General features: G+C 67.8%; 28 protein-coding genes. All 28 read right to left on the reverse strand.

What is annotated here, in order from left to right:
* Window positions 1–48: 48 nt before the first annotated feature.
* Window positions 49–675, reverse strand: coding sequence for a 50S ribosomal protein L15 (gene rplO, locus FHR77_RS11455; RefSeq protein ID WP_167260390.1), 627 nt, complete (start codon window positions 673–675; stop codon window positions 49–51).
* A complete protein-coding gene (gene rpmD / locus FHR77_RS11460; protein ID WP_082514610.1) occupies window positions 675–857 on the reverse strand; it encodes a 50S ribosomal protein L30 in 183 nt (60 codons plus the stop codon). Before rpmD ends, rplO begins: the two co-directional genes overlap by 1 nt.
* On the reverse strand, window positions 857–1615 hold the full coding sequence (gene rpsE / locus FHR77_RS11465) for a 30S ribosomal protein S5 (protein WP_056057353.1): 759 nt from the start codon (window positions 1613–1615) through the stop codon (window positions 857–859). Before rpsE ends, rpmD begins: the two co-directional genes overlap by 1 nt.
* Window positions 1612–1983 (reverse strand): 50S ribosomal protein L18, encoded by a 372-nt coding sequence (gene rplR / locus FHR77_RS11470; protein WP_056057355.1) that lies wholly within the window; start codon window positions 1981–1983, stop codon window positions 1612–1614. Before rplR ends, rpsE begins: the two co-directional genes overlap by 4 nt.
* Before the next feature lie 2 nt (window positions 1984–1985).
* Entirely contained in the window at window positions 1986–2522 is a 537-nt protein-coding gene (gene rplF / locus FHR77_RS11475; protein WP_167260392.1) for a 50S ribosomal protein L6, read from the reverse strand.
* 6 nt (window positions 2523–2528) lie between these two features.
* Window positions 2529–2927 (reverse strand): 30S ribosomal protein S8, encoded by a 399-nt coding sequence (gene rpsH / locus FHR77_RS11480; RefSeq protein ID WP_056057362.1) that lies wholly within the window; start codon window positions 2925–2927, stop codon window positions 2529–2531.
* Window positions 2928–3068: 141 nt separating this feature from the next.
* Entirely contained in the window at window positions 3069–3653 is a 585-nt protein-coding gene (rplE, locus tag FHR77_RS11485; protein ID WP_167260394.1) for a 50S ribosomal protein L5, read from the reverse strand.
* Complete coding sequence (gene rplX / locus FHR77_RS11490; RefSeq protein WP_056057368.1) at window positions 3653–4012, reverse strand: 50S ribosomal protein L24; 360 nt, start codon at window positions 4010–4012, stop codon at window positions 3653–3655. Before rplX ends, rplE begins: the two co-directional genes overlap by 1 nt.
* 3 nt (window positions 4013–4015) lie before the next feature.
* Complete coding sequence (gene rplN / locus FHR77_RS11495; protein WP_056057371.1) at window positions 4016–4384, reverse strand: 50S ribosomal protein L14; 369 nt, start codon at window positions 4382–4384, stop codon at window positions 4016–4018.
* A 34-nt stretch (window positions 4385–4418) separates the two neighbouring features.
* Window positions 4419–4715 (reverse strand): 30S ribosomal protein S17, encoded by a 297-nt coding sequence (gene rpsQ / locus FHR77_RS11500; protein ID WP_056057373.1) that lies wholly within the window; start codon window positions 4713–4715, stop codon window positions 4419–4421.
* The gene (gene rpmC, locus FHR77_RS11505; RefSeq protein WP_056057376.1) at window positions 4715–5038 is read right to left on the reverse strand and encodes a 50S ribosomal protein L29; all 324 of its coding nucleotides are present in this window, start codon (window positions 5036–5038) and stop codon (window positions 4715–4717) included. The genes rpsQ and rpmC overlap by 1 nt, the downstream gene beginning before the upstream one ends.
* Window positions 5038–5457 (reverse strand): 50S ribosomal protein L16, encoded by a 420-nt coding sequence (gene rplP / locus FHR77_RS11510; protein WP_056057379.1) that lies wholly within the window; start codon window positions 5455–5457, stop codon window positions 5038–5040. The genes rpmC and rplP overlap by 1 nt, the downstream gene beginning before the upstream one ends.
* Before the next feature lie 2 nt (window positions 5458–5459).
* Window positions 5460–6239: a 30S ribosomal protein S3 gene (gene rpsC / locus FHR77_RS11515; protein WP_056057382.1), complete on the reverse strand. Its 780-nt coding sequence runs from the start codon at window positions 6237–6239 to the stop codon at window positions 5460–5462.
* Window positions 6239–6631 carry a 50S ribosomal protein L22 gene (gene rplV, locus FHR77_RS11520; protein ID WP_055799894.1) on the reverse strand — a complete coding sequence of 131 codons (393 nt, stop codon included), beginning with the start codon at window positions 6629–6631 and terminating at the stop codon, window positions 6239–6241. Before rplV ends, rpsC begins: the two co-directional genes overlap by 1 nt.
* A gap of 24 nt (window positions 6632–6655) precedes the next feature.
* Window positions 6656–6937, reverse strand: a complete 282-nt coding sequence (rpsS, locus tag FHR77_RS11525; protein WP_056057385.1) for a 30S ribosomal protein S19 — start codon at window positions 6935–6937, stop codon at window positions 6656–6658.
* Between the two features lie 12 nt (window positions 6938–6949).
* On the reverse strand, window positions 6950–7789 hold the full coding sequence (gene rplB, locus FHR77_RS11530; RefSeq protein ID WP_056057388.1) for a 50S ribosomal protein L2: 840 nt from the start codon (window positions 7787–7789) through the stop codon (window positions 6950–6952).
* A gap of 19 nt (window positions 7790–7808) precedes the next feature.
* On the reverse strand, window positions 7809–8108 hold the full coding sequence (gene rplW / locus FHR77_RS11535) for a 50S ribosomal protein L23 (protein WP_056057391.1): 300 nt from the start codon (window positions 8106–8108) through the stop codon (window positions 7809–7811).
* Entirely contained in the window at window positions 8105–8770 is a 666-nt protein-coding gene (rplD, locus tag FHR77_RS11540) for a 50S ribosomal protein L4 (RefSeq protein ID WP_056057395.1), read from the reverse strand. Before rplD ends, rplW begins: the two co-directional genes overlap by 4 nt.
* Before the next feature lie 3 nt (window positions 8771–8773).
* The gene (gene rplC / locus FHR77_RS11545) at window positions 8774–9430 is read right to left on the reverse strand and encodes a 50S ribosomal protein L3 (protein ID WP_056057397.1); all 657 of its coding nucleotides are present in this window, start codon (window positions 9428–9430) and stop codon (window positions 8774–8776) included.
* Between the two features lie 10 nt (window positions 9431–9440).
* Entirely contained in the window at window positions 9441–9749 is a 309-nt protein-coding gene (gene rpsJ, locus FHR77_RS11550) for a 30S ribosomal protein S10 (protein WP_043593369.1), read from the reverse strand.
* 477 nt (window positions 9750–10226) lie between these two features.
* Window positions 10227–11063 (reverse strand): DarT ssDNA thymidine ADP-ribosyltransferase family protein, encoded by an 837-nt coding sequence (locus tag FHR77_RS11555; protein ID WP_167260396.1) that lies wholly within the window; start codon window positions 11061–11063, stop codon window positions 10227–10229.
* A gap of 78 nt (window positions 11064–11141) precedes the next feature.
* A complete protein-coding gene (locus FHR77_RS11560; protein WP_167260398.1) occupies window positions 11142–12116 on the reverse strand; it encodes a DNA topoisomerase IB in 975 nt (324 codons plus the stop codon).
* Between the two features lie 105 nt (window positions 12117–12221).
* A complete protein-coding gene (locus tag FHR77_RS11565; RefSeq protein WP_056057403.1) occupies window positions 12222–12434 on the reverse strand; it encodes an Rv0909 family putative TA system antitoxin in 213 nt (70 codons plus the stop codon).
* 140 nt (window positions 12435–12574) lie between these two features.
* Window positions 12575–13768 carry an elongation factor Tu gene (gene tuf, locus FHR77_RS11570; RefSeq protein WP_056057406.1) on the reverse strand — a complete coding sequence of 398 codons (1194 nt, stop codon included), beginning with the start codon at window positions 13766–13768 and terminating at the stop codon, window positions 12575–12577.
* Between the two features lie 126 nt (window positions 13769–13894).
* Complete coding sequence (gene fusA, locus FHR77_RS11575; protein WP_056057409.1) at window positions 13895–16012, reverse strand: elongation factor G; 2118 nt, start codon at window positions 16010–16012, stop codon at window positions 13895–13897.
* Window positions 16013–16098: 86 nt separating this feature from the next.
* A complete protein-coding gene (gene rpsG / locus FHR77_RS11580; protein WP_056057412.1) occupies window positions 16099–16569 on the reverse strand; it encodes a 30S ribosomal protein S7 in 471 nt (156 codons plus the stop codon).
* Complete coding sequence (gene rpsL, locus FHR77_RS11585; RefSeq protein WP_043593380.1) at window positions 16569–16943, reverse strand: 30S ribosomal protein S12; 375 nt, start codon at window positions 16941–16943, stop codon at window positions 16569–16571. The genes rpsG and rpsL overlap by 1 nt, the downstream gene beginning before the upstream one ends.
* Before the next feature lie 290 nt (window positions 16944–17233).
* Window positions 17234–17809, reverse strand: a complete 576-nt coding sequence (locus tag FHR77_RS11590) for a DUF6121 family protein (RefSeq protein ID WP_167260400.1) — start codon at window positions 17807–17809, stop codon at window positions 17234–17236.
* Window positions 17810–17844: the final 35 nt, after the last annotated feature.

Raw genomic sequence — 17844 nt, forward strand, 5'->3', positions numbered from 1 at the left:
GATAGACGACTGAAAGGGGTGGCCCTGTCGGACCACCCCCTCAGGTGATTACTTGGAGACGGTCCCGCCGGCGGCGACGATCTTCTCTTCGGCAGAGCCGGAGACCTTGTCGACCGCCACGGTGAGAGCGACGCTCAGGTCGCCCTGTCCGAGGACCTTGACCTTCTCGTTCTTGCGGACGGCACCCTTGGCGACCAGGTCGCTCACGGTGACCTCGCCGCCCTGCGGGTACAGCTCGCCGAGCTTCTCGAGGTTGACCACCTGGTACTCGACGCGGAACGGGTTCTTGAACCCGCGCAGCTTCGGAGTGCGCATGTGGAGCGGCATCTGACCGCCCTCGAAGCCGACCTTGACCTGGTACCGGGCCTTCTGGCCCTTGGTGCCACGTCCGGCCGTCTTGCCCTTCGAGCCTTCACCGCGACCCACGCGGGTCTTGGCCGTCTTGGCACCGGGAGCCGGACGGAGGTGGTGGACCTTGAGGACCTGCGGGCGGGCGACGTCCGCCGACTGACCGGCCGAGGCCGACTTCGTCGAGGTCGTCGTCGAGGCGGCGGCCGAGGAGGCCGTCGACTTCTTGGTCGTCGCCTTGGGGGCGGCGGCCTTGGTGGTGGTCGCCTTGGCGGCGGCCTTCTTCGGAGCGGCCTTCTCGGCGGCGCCGTTCTTCTCGTCAGCCATTAGTCAATCTCCTCGACCTTCACGAGGTGGGCGACCGTGTTGACGTAGCCGCGGTTCTGCTTGGTGTCCTCGCGCACGACCGACTGGCCGATGCGCTTGAGGCCCAGGCTCCGCAGCGTGTCACGCTGGTTCTGCTTCTCGCTGATTACGGACTTGATCTGGGTCACCTTGAGCTGGGCCATCAGGCACCTGCCTTCTCGGTCGCAGCGGCCTTGGCCGCCTGCTCGGCGCGGGCCATGAAGGCCGGCATCACGGCGTCGATGTCGAGGCCGCGGCGAGCGGCGACGGCGCGGGGCTCCTCGAGCTGCTTGAGGGCCTCGACGGTCGCGTGGACGATGTTGATGGTGTTCGACGAACCGAGCGACTTGCTCAGGACGTCGTGGACACCGGCGCACTCGAGCACGGCGCGGACGGGACCACCGGCGATGACTCCGGTACCGGCCGAGGCCGGACGCAGCATGACGACGCCGGCAGCGGCCTCACCCTGGACGGGGTGCGGGATCGTGTTGCCGATGCGGGGGACGCGGAAGAAGTTCTTCTTCGCCTCCTCGACGCCCTTGCTGATGGCCGTGGGGACCTCGCGGGCCTTTCCGTAGCCGACGCCGACGAGTCCGTTGCCGTCTCCGACCACGACGAGCGCGGTGAAGCTGAAGCGACGACCGCCCTTGACGACCTTCGACACGCGGTTGATCGTGACGACGCGCTCCAGGAACTGGCTCTTGTCGTCACGGTCGCCGCGGCCACGGCCGCCGGCGTTGCGGTCTCCGCGACCCTGGCCGCCACGGCGGTCGGTGCGACCGCCCTCGCGGTTGTTGGACTCCGAGCCGGCAGCCGTCTCGACGGGGCGCTCGACGACGGCCTCGGCCGGAGCCTTGACCGTCTCGGTCGCCGCGACCGCGTCGGTCTCTGCGGGGGGAGTGGTGTTCGTAGCGTCGCTCACAGGTTCAAACCAGCCTCTCGGGCGCCTTCGGCGATGGCCGCGACGCGTCCGGCGTACTTGTTGCCGCCGCGATCGAACACGACGGCCTCGATGCCCGCGGCCTTGGCGCGCTCGGCGACGAGCTCGCCGACCTTGCGGGACTTCGCGGTCTTGTCACCGTCGAAGGTGCGCATGTCGGCCTCGAGGGTCGATGCGCTGGCGACGGTGAAGCCCTTGCTGTCGTCGACGACCTGCACGAACACGTGCCGGGCCGAACGGGTGACGACGAGACGGGGGCGCTCTTCGGTGCCCACGACCTTCTTGCGCAGGCGGGTGTGACGGCGCTTGGTGGCGGCCGACTTGCTCTTTCCTCGTGTACCGAGACCCATGATTACTTACCTGACTTTCCGGCCTTGCGGCGGACGACCTCGCCGGCGTAGCGAACGCCCTTGCCCTTGTAGGGCTCGGGCTTGCGCAGCTTGCGGATGTTGGCAGCGACTTCGCCGACTGCCTGCTTGTCGATGCCGACGACGGTGAGCTTGTTGTTGCCCTCGACCGTGAAGCTGATGCCCGCGGGCGGCTCGACGGTGATCGGGTGCGAGTAGCCGAGAGCGAACTCGACGTTGGAGCCCTTGGCCTGCACGCGGTAACCGGTGCCGACGACCTCGAGGCCCTTGGTGTAGCCCTGGGTCACGCCGATGATCTGGTTGGCGATGAGGGTGCGGGTGAGGCCGTGGAGCGAGCGCGACTCGCGCTCGTCGTCGGGACGCGTCACGACGACGGTGCCCTCCTCGAGCGCAGCTTCGATGGGGCTCTTCACGACGAGCGACAGCTCACCCTTGGGGCCCTTGACGGTGACGGCCTGGCCGTCGATCTTCACGTCGACCCCGGCAGGGATCGAGATGGGGAGTCTTCCGATTCGAGACATGACGAATTACCACACGTAGGCGATGACTTCTCCGCCCACGCCCTTCTTCTCGGCCTCGCGGTCGGTCAGCAGACCGGAGGAAGTCGACAGGATCGCGACGCCGAGGCCGCCGAAGACCTGCGGGATCTCGGTGGACTTCGCGTAGACGCGGAGGCCCGGCTTCGAGACGCGCTTGATGCCCTTGATCGAGCGCTGGCGCTCGGGGCCGTACTTGAGGTCGATCGTGAGGGTCTGGCCGACGCGAGCGTCTTCGACCTTCCACGAGTCGATGAAGCCCTCACGCTGGAGGATCTCCGCGATGTGGGACTTGAGCTTGCTGCTGGGGAGCGACACGGTCTCGTGGAACGCCGAGTTCGCGTTGCGCAGTCTGGTCAGCAGGTCTGCGACCGGATCTGTCATCGTCATGCGGTGTACTTCTTCCTCATCTGGTTTCGCCATCCGGTACACCGGGTGTCGACCTTGATGATCGGGCGGGCGTGGAGCGGTTCTCCACGACCTCAGGGGAACGGTCGGCAACTCCGGTGAGGAGTTGCCGACCGAACGATCTTAGTTGGCCTGGTCGGCCGTGCGGAACGGGAATCCGAGCGCCTTGAGCAGAGCCCGGCCCTCGTCGTCGTTCTTCGCGGTGGTGACGACGGTGATGTCGAAGCCACGGACACGGTCGATGCGGTCCTGGTCGATCTCGTGGAACATGCTCTGCTCGTTGAGACCGAACGTGTAGTTGCCGTTGCCGTCGAACTGACGGTCGCTCAGACCGCGGAAGTCGCGGATGCGGGGCAGCGCGAGCGACAGCAGGCGGTCCAGGAACTCCCAGGCACGGTCGCCGCGCAGCGTGACGTGCGCGCCGATCGGCTGGCCCTCACGCAGCTTGAACTGCGCGATGGACTTGCGGGCCTTGGTGACCTGGGGCTTCTGGCCGGTGATCGCCGTGAGGTCCTTGATGGCCCCGTCGATGATCTTGCTGTCGCGGGCGGCCTCGCCGACACCGGTGTTCACGACGATCTTGACCAGGCCGGGGACCTGGTGGACGTTCGTGAAGCCGAAGTCGCTCTTGAGCTGCGGCAGGATCTCCGCGCGGTACTTCGCCTTGAGGCGCGGCAGGGCCGCGGGCGTGGTGGTGGTGTCAGTCATCAGAGGTTCTCTCCCGACGCCTTGGCGTAACGGACACGGACGGTCTTGGTGACGCCGCCCTTGGTGACCGTCTCTTCACGGAAGCCGACGCGGGTCGGCTTCTTGGTCTTGGGGTCGACGAGGGCGACGTTCGACACGTGGATCGGAGCCTCGAAGGTCTCGATGCCACCGGTCTTGGTGCCGCGCTGCGTCTGGCCGACGCGGACGTGCTTCGTGACGAAGTTCACGCCCTCGACGACCACGCGGTTGCGCTCCACGAGCACCTCGAGGACCTTGCCCTGCTTGCCGCGGTCTCCGCCGCGGGCCTGCGAGGCTCCGCTGATGACCTGCACGAGGTCACCCTTCTTGATGTTTGCCATGACTTAGATAACCTCCGGCGCCAGCGAGATGATCTTCATGAACTTCTTGTCGCGAAGCTCGCGACCGACCGGCCCGAAGATGCGGGTACCACGGGGGTCCCCGTCGGCCTTCAGGATCACTGCGGCGTTCTCGTCGAACTTGATGTAGGAGCCGTCCGGACGACGGACCTCCTTCTTGGTGCGGACGATGACCGCCTTGACGACGTCGCCCTTCTTCACGTTGCCACCGGGGATGGCGTCCTTCACCGTGGCGACGATGACGTCGCCGAGGCCGGCGTAACGACGGCCGGAGCCACCGAGCACGCGGATGGTGAGGATCTCCTTCGCACCGGTGTTGTCGGCGACCTTGAGGCGGGATTCCTGCTGGATCACTTCTGTCTCCTTCTGCTCAAGCAGACCGCGAGGCCTACTTGGCCCTCTCGAGGATCTCGACCAGGCGCCAGCGCTTGGAGGCGCTGAGCGGACGGGTCTCGTTGATCACGACGAGGTCGCCGACGCCGGCCGCGTTGGCCTCGTCGTGGACCTTGACCTTGGAGGTGCGGCGGATGACCTTGCCGTACAGGGGGTGCTTCACGCGGTCCTCGACCTCGACGACGATGGTCTTGTCCATCTTGTCGCTGGTCACGTAGCCGCGACGGGTCTTGCGGTAACCGCGGACCTCGACAGCTGCCGAGTCGACCTCGGTCTTGTTCTCGGTAGCCATTACTTCTCCTCGGCGGTCTCGGCGACGGGCGCCTCGTCGGCGGCGGCAGCCTTCTTGGTCGATTTCTTGGTCGCCTTGGGGGCGGCCTCGACCGGGGCGGGGGTGGCACGGATGCCGAGCTCGCGCTCACGCAGGACCGTGTAGATGCGAGCGATGTCGCGCTTCACGGCACGCAGGCGGCCGTGGCTCTCGAGCTGACCGGTGGCCGACTGGAAGCGCAGGTTGAACAGCTCTTCCTTGGCCTTCTTCAGCTCATCGACGAGACGCTCGTCTTCGAAAGTGTCGAGCTCGACAGGACGGAGCTCCTTGGAACCGATCGCCATTATGCGTCGCCCTCCTCGCGCTTGATGATGCGTGCCTTGAGGGGCAGCTTGTGGATTGCACGAGTGAGCGCCTCCTTGGCGACCTCCTCGCTGACGCCGCTGAGCTCGAAGAGCACGCGACCCGGCTTGACGTTCGCGACCCACCACTCGGGCGAGCCCTTGCCGGAACCCATGCGGGTCTCGGCGGGCTTCTTCGTGAGCGGACGGTCGGGGTAGATGTTGATCCACACCTTGCCGCCACGCTTGATGTGACGCGTCATGGCGATACGAGCGGACTCGATCTGACGGTTGGTCACGTAAGCGGGCGTGAGGGCCTGGATGCCGTACTCACCGAAGCTGACCTTGGTGCCACCAGTGGCCTGGCCGCTACGGCCGGGGTGGTGCTGCTTGCGGTGCTTGACACGACGGGGGATAAGCATGGTTACGCCTCAGCTCCTGTGGTGGCGGGTGCCTTCTGCTCGCGGGGAGCGCGGTCGCCCCCGCCGCGGCGGGCGCCGTCACGGTCGTTGCGGCGCTCGGGGCGAGACGACTTCTGGTTCGCCTGCTCGCGCGCGAGCTCCTTGTTGGTGATGTCGCCCTTGTAGATCCAGACCTTGACACCGATGCGACCGAAAGTGGTCTTGGCCTCGTAGAAGCCGTAGTCGATGTTGGCGCGGAGCGTGTGCAGGGGCACGCGGCCCTCGCGGTAGAACTCCGAGCGGCTCATCTCGGCGCCGCCGAGGCGACCCGACACCTGGATCCGGACGCCCTTGGCGCCGGCGCGCTGGGCACCCTGGAGGCCCTTGCGCATGGCACGACGGAACGCCACGCGAGCAGCGAGCTGCTCGGCGATGCCCTGGGCCACGAGCTGAGCCTCGGCCTCGGGGTTCTTGACCTCGAGGATGTTCAGCTGGATCTGCTTGCCGGTGAGCTTCTCGAGGTCGCCGCGGATGCGCTCGGCCTCGGCGCCACGACGACCGATCACGATGCCCGGACGGGCGGTGTGGATGTCGACGCGGACGCGGTCACGGGTGCGCTCGATCTCGATCTTGGCCACGCCGGCGCGGTCGAGCGAGGTCTTGAGCAGGGTGCGGATCTTGATGTCCTCCGCGACGTAGTCGCTGTAACGCTGACCCGCCTTGGTGCTGTCGGTGAACCACCGCGACACGTGGTCGGTGGTGATGCCCAGACGGAAGCCGTACGGGTTGACCTTCTGGCCCATTACTTGCTCGCCTTCTTCGTAGCGTCTGCTGCCTCGACCTCATCCGGCGTCGCTAGGACGATCGTGATGTGGCTCGTGCGCTTCAGGATCTGGAAGGCACGACCCTGGGCACGCGGCTGGAACCGCTTGAGGGTTGCGCCCTGGTCGACGAATGCACGGCTCACGTAGAGGTCCTGCTCGTCGAGGTAGCTGTTGTCCTTGTCCGCCTTCACACGGGCGTTGGCCATGGCCGACGCGACGAGCTTGTAGACGGGCTCGCTCGCGCCCTGCGGCGCGAACTTCAGGATGGCCAGGGCCTCGAGGGCCTGCTTGCCGCGGATCAGGTTGACGACGCGACGGGCCTTCATGGGGGTGACGCGGATGTGACGCACGCGTGCGATCGACTCCACCATTTCTCTCCTCCTTACGTCGCCGCGTTAGCGGCGACGACCCTTCTTGTCGTCCTTCACGTGACCACGGAAGGTACGGGTGGGCGCGAACTCGCCGAGCTTGTGGCCGATCATGCTCTCGGTCACGAACACGGGGATGTGCTTGCGACCGTCGTGCACCGCGATGGTGTGGCCGAGCATGTTCGGGACGATCATCGACCGGCGGGACCAGGTCTTGATGACGTTCTTGGTGCTGGCCTCGTTCTGCGTGACGACCTTGCGAAGCAGGTGGTCATCGACGAAGGGGCCCTTCTTAAGACTGCGTGGCATCTTCTACAACTCCTACTTACGCTTCTTGCCAGCGTTACGACGGCGGACGATGAGCTTGTCGCTCTCCTTGTTGATGTGGCGGGTGCGGCCCTCTTTCTGGCCCCACGGGCTGACCGGGTGGCGACCACCGGAGGTCTTGCCCTCACCACCACCGTGCGGGTGGTCGACCGGGTTCATGGCGACACCACGCACGGTCGGGCGGACGCCCTTCCAGCGCATGCGGCCGGCCTTGCCCCAGTTGATGTTCGACTGCTCGGCGTTGCCGACCTCGCCGATGGTGGCGCGGCAGCGGGCGTCGACGTTGCGGACCTCGCCCGACGGCAGGCGGAGCTGCGCGTAGGGGCCGTCCTTGGCGACGAGACGCACCGAGGCGCCGGCCGAGCGGGCCATCTTCGCGCCGCCGCCGGGCTTGAGCTCGATGGCGTGGATGACGGTACCGACCGGGATGTTCTTCAGCGGCAGGTTATTGCCGGGCTTGATGTCGGCGCCGGGACCCGACTCGACGATGTCGCCCTGCGACAGCTTGTTCGGAGCGATGATGTACCGCTTCGTGCCGTCGACGAAGTGCAGGAGCGCGATGCGCGCCGTGCGGTTGGGGTCGTACTCGATGTGAGCGACCTTGGCGTTGATGCCGTCCTTGTCGTTACGACGGAAGTCGATCACGCGGTACTGGCGCTTGTGGCCACCACCGATGTGACGCGTCGTGATGCGGCCGGCGTTGTTGCGGCCACCGCTCTTGGACAGGGGACGCAGCAGCGACTTCTCGGGCGTGGAACGCGTGATCTCCGCGAAGTCGGAGACCGACGAACCGCGACGACCAGGAGTCGTGGGCTTGTAGTTACGAATAGCCATTTTGTCTTCCCTCCGAGCCCTAGCCGACAGCCGTGAAGATGTCGATGGTGCCCGACTTGAGCGTCACGATGGCGCGCTTGGTGTCCTTGCGCTTGCCGGTGCCGAAGCGCGTGCGGCGGGTCTTGCCGACACGGTTCAGCGTGTTGATGCTGTCGACCTTGACGTTGAAGATCTTCTCGATGGCGAGCTTGATCTCGGTCTTGTTCGATCGCGGGTCCACCGTGAAGGTGTACTTGCCCTGGTCGATCAGGGAGTAGCTCTTCTCGGAGACGACGGGCGCGATGATGACGTCGCGAGGGTCCTTGCCGTAGCCGCTCATGCGGTGGCCTCCTTCTGGCGCTTCGAGGCGACGAAGCCGTCGAAGGCGCTCTTCGTGAAGACGATGTCGTCGCTGACGAGCACGTCGTAGGCGTTGAGCTGGTCGTACGTGATCACGTGGACCGTGGGCACGTTGCGGACGCTCTTGCGGGTCAGCAGGTCGTCGCGGTCGATGACGACCAGGACGTGCTTGCTCGACGCGATGGTCGAGAGCAGGTCGAGGGCGACCTTGGTGGAGATCGTGTCGGCGACGAAGCTCTCGACGACGTGCACGCGGGCGCCGCGGGCACGGTCGGACAGAGCACCGAGGAGGGCCGCGGCGATCATCTTCTTGGGGGTGCGCTGCGCGTAGTCACGCGGCTGCGGACCGTGGACGACGCCACCGCCGGTCATCTGGGGAGCACGGATCGAGCCCTGACGAGCGCGGCCGGTGCCCTTCTGCTTGAACGGCTTGCGGCCGGCGCCGGAGACCTCGCCGCGACGCTTGGTCTTGTGCGTGCCCTGACGAGCGGCGGCCTGCTGGGCGACGACGACCTGGTGGATGAGCGGGACGTTGGTGACGACGTCGAACAGCTCGGCGGGGAGCTCGACCGTGGTGCCGGTCGAGGCGCCCTTGGCGTCGATGACGTCGACCGTGGTGGCCGATGCGGTAGTGGTGGCCATGAGCTACTTCCCCTTCACGGCGGTGCGGACGAAGACGATGCGGCCACGAGCACCGGGGACGGCGCCCTTGACGAGCAGCAGACCCTTCTCGGCGTCGACGGCGTGCACCGTGAGGTTGAGGATGGTGACGCGCTCTCCACCCATGCGACCGGCCATGCGCATGCCCTTGAAGACACGGCTGGGGGTCGACGAAGCACCGATCGAGCCGGGCTTGCGGTGGTTGCGGTGGGCACCGTGCGAGGCGCTGACGCCCTTGAAGTTGTGACGCTTCATGACACCGGCGAAGCCCTTGCCCTTGGAGGTGCCGACGACGTCGACCTTCTGGCCGGCCTCGAAGGTGTCGACCGTGATCTCCTGGCCGAGCGCGTACTCGGCGGCGTCGGCGGTGCGGACCTCGGTGAGGTGGCGGCGGGGCGTGACGCCGGCGGCGTCGAAGTGGCCCGTGGAGGGCTTGTTCGACTTGCGGGGGTCGATCTGGCCGGCGGCGATCTGGACGGCGCTGTAGCCGTCCTTCTCGAGCGAGCGGATCTGGGTCACGACGTTGGGAGCGATCTCCACGACGGTGACGGGGACGAGCTTGTTGTTCTCGTCCCAGACCTGGGTCATGCCGAGCTTCTTGCCGAGCAGGCCCTTGACGTTCTTGGTGGCGCTGACAGTCATGGTCGCCCCCCTACAGCTTGATCTCGATGTTGACGTCGGCCGGGAGGTCGAGGCGCATGAGCGAGTCGACGGCCTTGGGGGTCGGGTCGACGATGTCGATCAGACGCTTGTGGGTGCGCTTCTCGAAGTGCTCGCGCGAGTCCTTGTACTTGTGGGGCGAACGGATCACGACGACCACGTTCTTCTCCGTCGGCAGCGGCACGGGGCCGACCACGGTGGCGCCCGCGCGGGTGACCGTGTCGACGATCTTGCGCGCGGAGGTGTCGATGACCTCGTGGTCGTACGACTTGAGTCGGATGCGGATCTTCTGTCCCGCCATGTGTGGCTCTCTCTCGTTCGGACGTCGCGCACCTCGGGGGCCGCCTGACGCTGTTTGCTGGGCAAACATCTGGCACGACGTGTCTCTCGCGTACCGCTGTTCTCGTGTGAAGCCATCTCGGACACCAGCGAGCCGTGGCTCGAGCGTGTCGGTGGCACGAGGGTGGCCCGGGGAGGGCAATCTTCGCTGTCACCGCCGCGCAGAGCTGTGCCCGAGGGCCAGCGCGCTGGAGATTCCGTTGTGAGATGTGTCCTGCTACCCGCGGCCCAGGCGACGAACGCCTGTGCACTGCCTGGCAGTGATCCGGGGCTCGGCGCTCGGCCGACCCGGAATGTTGAACTAGACGATTTTGCCACACGCGTGCATTTGCTGCAACCCGGGCGTGTCGCGGATCTGGGCGACCGCGGCGACGGGGCCGTGACGCACGGGAGGCGCGGTGCGAGCAGTCTCGCACCGCGCCTCCTCGGGGGCCGGCCGTCAGGCCGTCGCGACCTCCGCCGGGCGGAACCACGGCGGGTACACGGCCACGCGCGGCGCGTGGTCGGACGAGTCGGCGAAGAGCCGCTTGACGCGGTCGCGCATCTTGTCGTTGGGGACGCCGATGAGCGTCACGGCCTCGAGCGGCACTCCCCCGGGCACCAGCACCTCGGGCTCGAGCAGGTCGGGGTCGGCGAGCGAGAAGCGGCGGACCATCGAGGCCGCGTCGTCGAGGCCCACGGCCTGACGGACGCCCTGGACGGCGGCGTCGCCCTCGGTGACCACGAACCCGTCGTCGAGCGACGAGACCGGCACGACCAGCATGACGAAGTCGGTGGCCTTGGCGGCGCGCGCGGCGTCCGACCACTCGTAGCCGTCGGCTCCCGAGCGCAGGACGTCCCACGCGGAGGCGTGGGGCGACAGCGAGAACGGCACGTGCTCGGCGAGGACGGCACCGGAGGCGCTGGTCACCGAGGCGCGGAGGGCACGGGTCGCCTCCGAGCTCACGTCGAGCTCGGGCTCCGCCGCCGCACCGGGGCGGAGGGCACCGGCCGCGATGATGGAGGGCAGGTTGGTCACGTGGGTCCAGTGGTAGACGCGCTGCTGCGCGAAGACCGGGACGGGGGCCGCGGCCGACTGCGCCGCGACGGCGACGGCCGCGGAGTCGCGGGCCAGCGCGGGGGTGCTGCGCAGCGACTCGGGCTTGCGCGACGCGGCGCGGCGCTTGGTCGTGAGGGTCCGGACCTCACCGTCGGCATCGAGCAGGGGCTCGCGCTTGCGGGGGGCGCAGATGTCGCAGAGCTCCCGCTCGAACCCGTGGATGCACTCGTCAGTCACTGCAGTAGTTCCTCTCGGGCGTCCGACTCGATCGGACGCAACCCTCTACGGTACGTCATGAGCCTGCGTGGCCGCGACTCAGCGATAGAGCAGCGAGCGGACCTCGGACTCCGCGGAGCCCAGGCGACGCGGGTCGATCGTCTCGCCGTGCTCGTACGCGTCGACGAGCCGCGGGTCGACGTACGACTTCCGCGCGATGCTCGGGGTGTTGCCCAGCACGTCGGACGCGTCGCGCATCGCCTGCGCGAGCGCCCGCCGGCGCCGACCCACCGTGGGCTGCGGGCCGCTCTGCGCGAGGCTCACCGCGGCCGCCACCGTGCCGTGCAGGGTGCGGAAGTCCTTGGCGGTGAAGTCGTCGCCGGCCCGCAGCTTCACGTACTCGTTGATCTCCGACGCGTGCAGGGGCCGCCAGGGACTCCCGGCCTCCGGTCGCCAGGCCAGGAGGCGTGAGCGGCCGCCCCGGGTCTTGAGGCTGCGCACGACCGCGGCGAGGTCGGGGTCACGGATCTCGCTGTCCCACTCCTGGCCGCTCTTGCCGGGGAAGGAGAGCGCGACCACGTCGCCGGACACCTTCGCGTGCGAGCAGAGCAGGGTCGAGAGCCCGTGGCTGCCGTGCTCCTCCGCGTAGCGCTCCGATCCGACCCGCAGCGAGCCGGTGTCGAGCATGCGGAACGCCGCCCCGAGGGCGCGGTCGCGGACGGGCTCGTCGAGGCGCAGGTCCATCGTGACGAACCTGCGGGCGGTGGGCAGCGACTCCGCGAGGGAGAGGGCGCGGTCGAACTTGATCCGGTCCTTCTGCTCACGCCAGGTCGGGTGGTAGATGTACTGGCGCCGGCCGGCGGCGTCCTTGCCCGTGGCCTGCACGTGCCCGTTGGGGTACGGCGCGATCCAGACGTCCGTCCACGCGGGCGGGATGCCGAGATGGTCGAGCCGCTCCCGCACGACCGGGTCGGTGATGGTGGACCCGTCGGCGTCGCGGTACGTGAAGCCGGTGCCCGAGCGGTGGCGGGAGATGCCGGGGTGGGCCTGATCGGTGCGTCGGAGGCGCGGCATCGGTCGAGTGAACACCGTCGGGTCGAACGGTGGCCGGGTCGCCGGGGTACAGCGACGGCCCCCGTGCCCTCGAGGGCTCCGGGGGCCGCCGCGGGGGCCGTGCGCCTACTCGTTGCCGATCTTCTTGTCGGCGGCGCTCTTGGCCTGCTGGATCTTGTCGGAGTGCTTGCCCCCGGTGGCCTTGTCGGCAGCGCCGGCGACGGCGTCGAGGATGCGGTCGCTCACGCCCTCCGCCTTCTCGCTCTTGAGGGCGTCCTGCACCTTGCCGTCGTTGAGGAACGACTGTGCCTTGCGGGTGATGTCGTCGAAACCGGCCATGACGTCTCTCCTGTCTGCGCCGGCGCATCCGGCGGCACCCCATGGTGACACGACGGACCCCGGAGACACGAGAGAGGGGGCCGGGCCCTTGCGGGCCCGACCCCCTCTCAGGAGATCAGCAGTGCTGGAGTGACCAGTACTTACTTGGCGATCTTGGTGACGGTGCCGGCACCGACCGTGCGGCCACCCTCGCGGATGGCGAAACGCAGGCCCTCTTCCATGGCGATGGGCTGGATCAGCTGGACGGTGATCTCAGTCGTGTCGCCGGGCATGACCATCTCGGTGCCCTCGGGCAGCGTGATGACACCCGTGACGTCGGTGGTGCGGAAGTAGAACTGCGGGCGGTAGTTCGCGTAGAACGGGTTGTGACGCCCACCCTCGTCCTTGGAGAGGATGTAGACGTTCGCCTCGAACTCGGTGTGGGGCGTGATCGAGCCGGGCTTGACCACGACCTGGCCGCGCTCGACGTCCTCGCGCTTGGTGCCGCGGAGGAGCAGGCCGACGTTCTCACCGGCGCGCGCGTCCTCGAGGGTCTTGCGGAACATCTCGATGGCGGTGACGGTCGTCTTCGACGACTTCTCCTTGATGCCGACGATCTCGACCTCGTCGTTCGGCTTCAGGATGCCGCGCTCGACACGACCGGTGATGACGGTTCCACGACCGGTGATCGTGAAGACGTCCTCGACGGGCATGAGGAAGGGCTGGTCGGTCGCGCGGACCGGCTCGGGCACGTTCTCGTCGACCTGGTCCATCAGGTCGGCGACCGTGGCGGCCCACTTCTCGTCGCCCTCGAGGGCCTTGAGAGCGGAGACCTGGACGACGGGGGCGTTGTCGCCGTCGAAGTCCTGGCTCGAGAGGAGCTCGCGCACCTCGATCTCGACGAGCTCGAGGATCTCCTCGTCGTCGACCATGTCGGACTTGTTCAGCGCCACGACGATGTAGGGAACGCCGACCTGGCGGGCGAGCAGGACGTGCTCACGCGTCTGGGGCATCGGGCCGTCGGTGGCGGCGACCACGAGGATCGCGCCGTCCATCTGAGCCGCACCGGTGATCATGTTCTTGATGTAGTCGGCGTGGCCGGGAGCGTCGACGTGAGCGTAGTGACGCTTCTCCGTCTGGTACTCGACGTGCGAGATGTTGATCGTGATGCCGCGCTGCTTCTCTTCGGGCGCGTTGTCGATCTGGTCGAAGGCCGACGCCTCGTTGAGGGTCGGGTACTTGTCGTGCAGGACCTTGGTGATCGCCGCGGTGAGCGTGGTCTTGCCGTGGTCGACGTGACCGATGGTTCCGATGTTGACGTGCGGCTTGGTCCGCTCGAACTTGGCCTTAGCCACTGTGGGTCCTCCTCAGGACTCGGTTGCAGTGGGGCCGGGGGCCGGGTCGATGACCCGGCCTACCGGACACTGCGGATTGGTGTGTGTACATGTTACGCGGTCGAGGAACGGCCGCGAGATTCGGGACTATTCGCCCTTGTTCTTCTGGATGATCTCCTCGGCCACGGCCGAGGGGACTTCCTGGTACGACTCGAACGTCATCGAGTAGACGGCACGGCCCGAGGTCTTCGACCGCAGGTCTCCGACGTAGCCGAACATCTCCGACAGCGGCACGCTGGCCCGAACGACCTTCACACCACTGGCGTCTTCCATCGACGAGATCTGCCCGCGACGCGAGCTGAGGTCGCCGATGACGTCGCCCATGTACTCCTCGGGCGTACGCACCTCGACCGCCATGAGCGGCTCGAGGAGAACGGGCTGGGCCTTGCGAGCCGCCTCTTTGTAGGCGATCGACCCAGCGATCTTGAAGGCCATCTCGGACGAGTCGACGTCGTGCGCCGCACCGTCGAGGAGCAGGGCCCGGACGCCCACGGTGGGGTAGCCCGCGAGGACTCCGACCTGCATGGCGTCCTGGATGCCCGCGTCGACCGACGGGATGTACTCGCGCGGCACGCGGCCACCCGTGACCTTGTTGACGAACTCGTAGGTCGACTCGGCCGTGACCTCGAAGGGCTCCAGCGCGATCTGGACCTTGGCGAACTGGCCCGAGCCACCCGTCTGCTTCTTGTGGGTGTAGTCGTAGCGCTCGATGCCCTTCTTGAGGGTCTCGCGGTACGCGACCTGGGGCTTGCCGACGTTGGCCTCGACGTTGAACTCGCGCTTCATGCGGTCGACGAGGATGTCGAGGTGGAGCTCGCCCATGCCCTTGATGACCGTCTGGCCCGTCTCGGCGTTGAGCTCGACGCGGAACGTCGGGTCTTCTTCGGCGAGCTTCTGGATGGCCAGCGAGAGCTTCTCCTGGTCGGCCTTCGTCTTCGGCTCGATGGCGACCTCGATGACGGGCTCGGGGAAGGTCATCGACTCGAGGACGACCTGGTCCTGCGGGTCGCACAGGGTGTCGCCGGTGGTCGTGAACTTGAGGCCGATGACCGCGTAGATGTGGCCGGCGGTCACGCTGTCGACCGGGTTCTCCTTGTTGGAGTGCATCTGGAAGATCTTGCCGATGCGCTCCTTCTTGTCCTTCGTGGAGTTGACGACCTGGGCGCCCGACTCGATGGAGCCCGAGTAGACGCGGACGTAGGTGAGGCGACCGAAGAAGGGGTGCACCGCGACCTTGAAGGCGAGGGCCGAGAAGGGCTCCGTCGACTCGGGCTTGCGGATGATGACCTTCTCGGCGTCACGCACGTCGTGGCCCTCCATGGGCGGCACGTCGAGGGGCGAGGGGAGGTAGTCGATGACCGCGTCGAGCATCGGCTGCACGCCGCGGTTCTTGAAGGCCGAGCCACAGAAGATCGGGTAGACCTCGCTGTTGACCGTCAGCTTGCGGACGGCCGCCTTGATCTCGGCGACGGTGAAGTCGGTGTCGCCCTCGAGGTAGCGCTCCATGAGAGCGTCCTCCGCCTCGGCCACGCGCTCGATGAGCTTCTCGCGGTACTCGGCGGCGCGATCGGCCAGGTCGGCCGGGATCTCCTCGATGTCGTACTTGGCACCGAGCTCGACGTCGCCCTTGGCGTCGCCGCGCCACGTGAGCGCACGCATCTCGACGAGGTCGATGACGCCCTCGAACGAGCTCTCGGCACCGATCGGCAGCTGCATCACCAGGGGCTCAGCGCCCAGGCGGTTGACGATGGTGTCGACCGTGAAGTAGAAGTCGGCGCCGAGCTTGTCCATCTTGTTGACGAAGCAGATGCGGGGCACGTCGTACTTGTCGGCCTGACGCCAGACGGTCTCGGACTGGGGCTCGACGCCCTCCTTGCCGTCGAACACGGCGACGGCGCCGTCGAGCACGCGGAGCGAGCGCTCCACCTCGACGGTGAAGTCGACGTGGCCGGGGGTGTCGATGATGTTGATCTGGTTCTTGTTCCAGAAGCACGTCGTGGCCGCCGACGTGATGGTGATGCCGCGCTCCTGCTCCTGCGCCATCCAGTCCATCGTGGCCGCACCGTCGTGGACCTCACCGATCTTGTGGGTGATGCCCGTGTAGTACAGGATGCGCTCGGTGGTCGTCGTCTTGCCAGCATCGATGTGAGCCATGATGCCGATGTTGCGGACCTTGTTCAGGTCGGTGAGCACGTCCTGTGCCACGGGTTCCTCCGAAGGGGTAGGTGGGGAGTTGTGGGAGCCGGGGAGGCGCGGTGCGGGGAGTGCCCGCACCGCACCTCATCGACTGGTTACCAGCGGTAGTGCGCGAAGGCCTTGTTGGCCTCGGCCATCTTGTGCGTGTCCTCGCGACGCTTGACAGCGGCGCCGAGGCCGTTGGAGGCGTCGAGGATCTCGTTCATCAGGCGCTCGGTCATGGTCTTCTCACGACGAGCCTTGGCGTACGAGGTCAGCCAGCGGAGCGCCAGGGTGTTGGCGCGGTGCGGCTTGACCTCGACGGGGACCTGGTAGGTCGAGCCGCCGACGCGGCGCGAACGCACCTCGAGGGTCGGGCGCACGTTGTCGAGCGCCTTCTTCAGCGTGGCGACGGCGTCCTGGTCGTTCTTCGCGGCGACGCCGGCGAGGGCACCGTAGACGATGCGCTCGGCGAGGCCCTTCTTGCCGTCGAGCAGGATCTTGTTGACGAGCTGGCTGACGATCGGAGCCCCGTAGACGGGATCGGCGACGACAGGGCGCTTGGGCGCGGGTCCTTTACGAGGCATTACTTCTTGTCCTTCTTCGCACCGTAGAGGCTACGAGCCTGCTTGCGGTTCTTCACGGCCTGGGTGTCGAGGGCGCCACGAACGATCTTGTAGCGCACGCCGGGGAGGTCCTTCACGCGACCGCCGCGGACGAGCACCATCGAGTGCTCCTGCAGGTTGTGGCCCTCGCCGGGGATGTAGGCGGTGACCTCGGTGCCGTTGGAGAGCTTCACGCGGGCGACCTTGCGGAGCGCGGAGTTCGGCTTCTTGGGGGTGGTGGTGTACACACGGGTGCACACGCCACGCTGCTGGGGGTTGGACCGCAGGGCGGGGGCCTTGGTCTTGACGACCTTCGGCGTACGACCCTTGCGGACCAGCTGCTGGATGGTTGGCACTGGTTCTCCTAAGTTGCGCTCTGCTCGTGCAGGGCTCTGCTCTGTCCGACCGGACGGTCGGCATCCTCGTCGTGCCTCACGCCGGTCGGCACCCGGAGGTGCTCGCCAGCGCTGAGCCCGACCGCGGCGCTGCTCGAGAGAGGAGGCCGCTGGTCGTCGTGGACGGCCTGGAGGCCACCACGAGAGACGGTGCATCCGACCCCCACGACCGGGCGGACCCCGTCGTGGTGCGGATTTTTCGGGCGCGCCGTTGAGCGCACACCCGATAGAGCATAGCTTCCGGTAGGGGCTTAATCAAATGATCGCGGGCTGCCCCGGGAGGGGTCGACCCGGGAGGCGGCCGCGACGCCGAGCACCACGAGCCCGGCCCAGAGGGCGCTGCCGAGCACGAACGGCGAGAGGACGTACCGGCCCGCGAACAGGACGGCCGCGGCGCCGTCGTCGCGCACCAGCGCGTAGCCGACCGAGCCGACGACGACCATGGCCGCCCAGACGAGGAGGGCGGTGACGAGGGCCGGGGGCAGGAGGCGCGGGGCCGGGGTGCGGGGCGCGCCCGCGCCGGGGCCGTCGGCGGGGCCCGTCGGGGCCGGCCTGCCCGGGCCGGGAGCGTCGGCGGGCTGGGCGGGGAAGGTGCCCCGCGACTCCGGCGCCCTGCCCTCGGCACCGTCGGCGACCGCCGCCGAGCGCATCAGCGCCAGGAGGACGACGAGCAGCGCCGCGGCCGCCATGGCGGGGCCGAGCAGGGTGCCGGCGTCGGGCTCGCTGATCACGTCGCGGTCGAGGAGCAGGCTCTCGAAGCCGGCCGTCGCGATGAGGAGCGCGGCGTAGAGCACCGTGCCCATGAGTGCGTACACGGCCCTGGTCATCCCGCGAGCGTACGCCGCGCCTCCGACAGGGCCCG

Origin of the sequence: Frigoribacterium endophyticum, assembly GCF_011759585.1 — a bacterium.
Taxonomy (GTDB): Bacteria; Actinomycetota; Actinomycetes; order Actinomycetales; family Microbacteriaceae; genus Frigoribacterium; species Frigoribacterium endophyticum.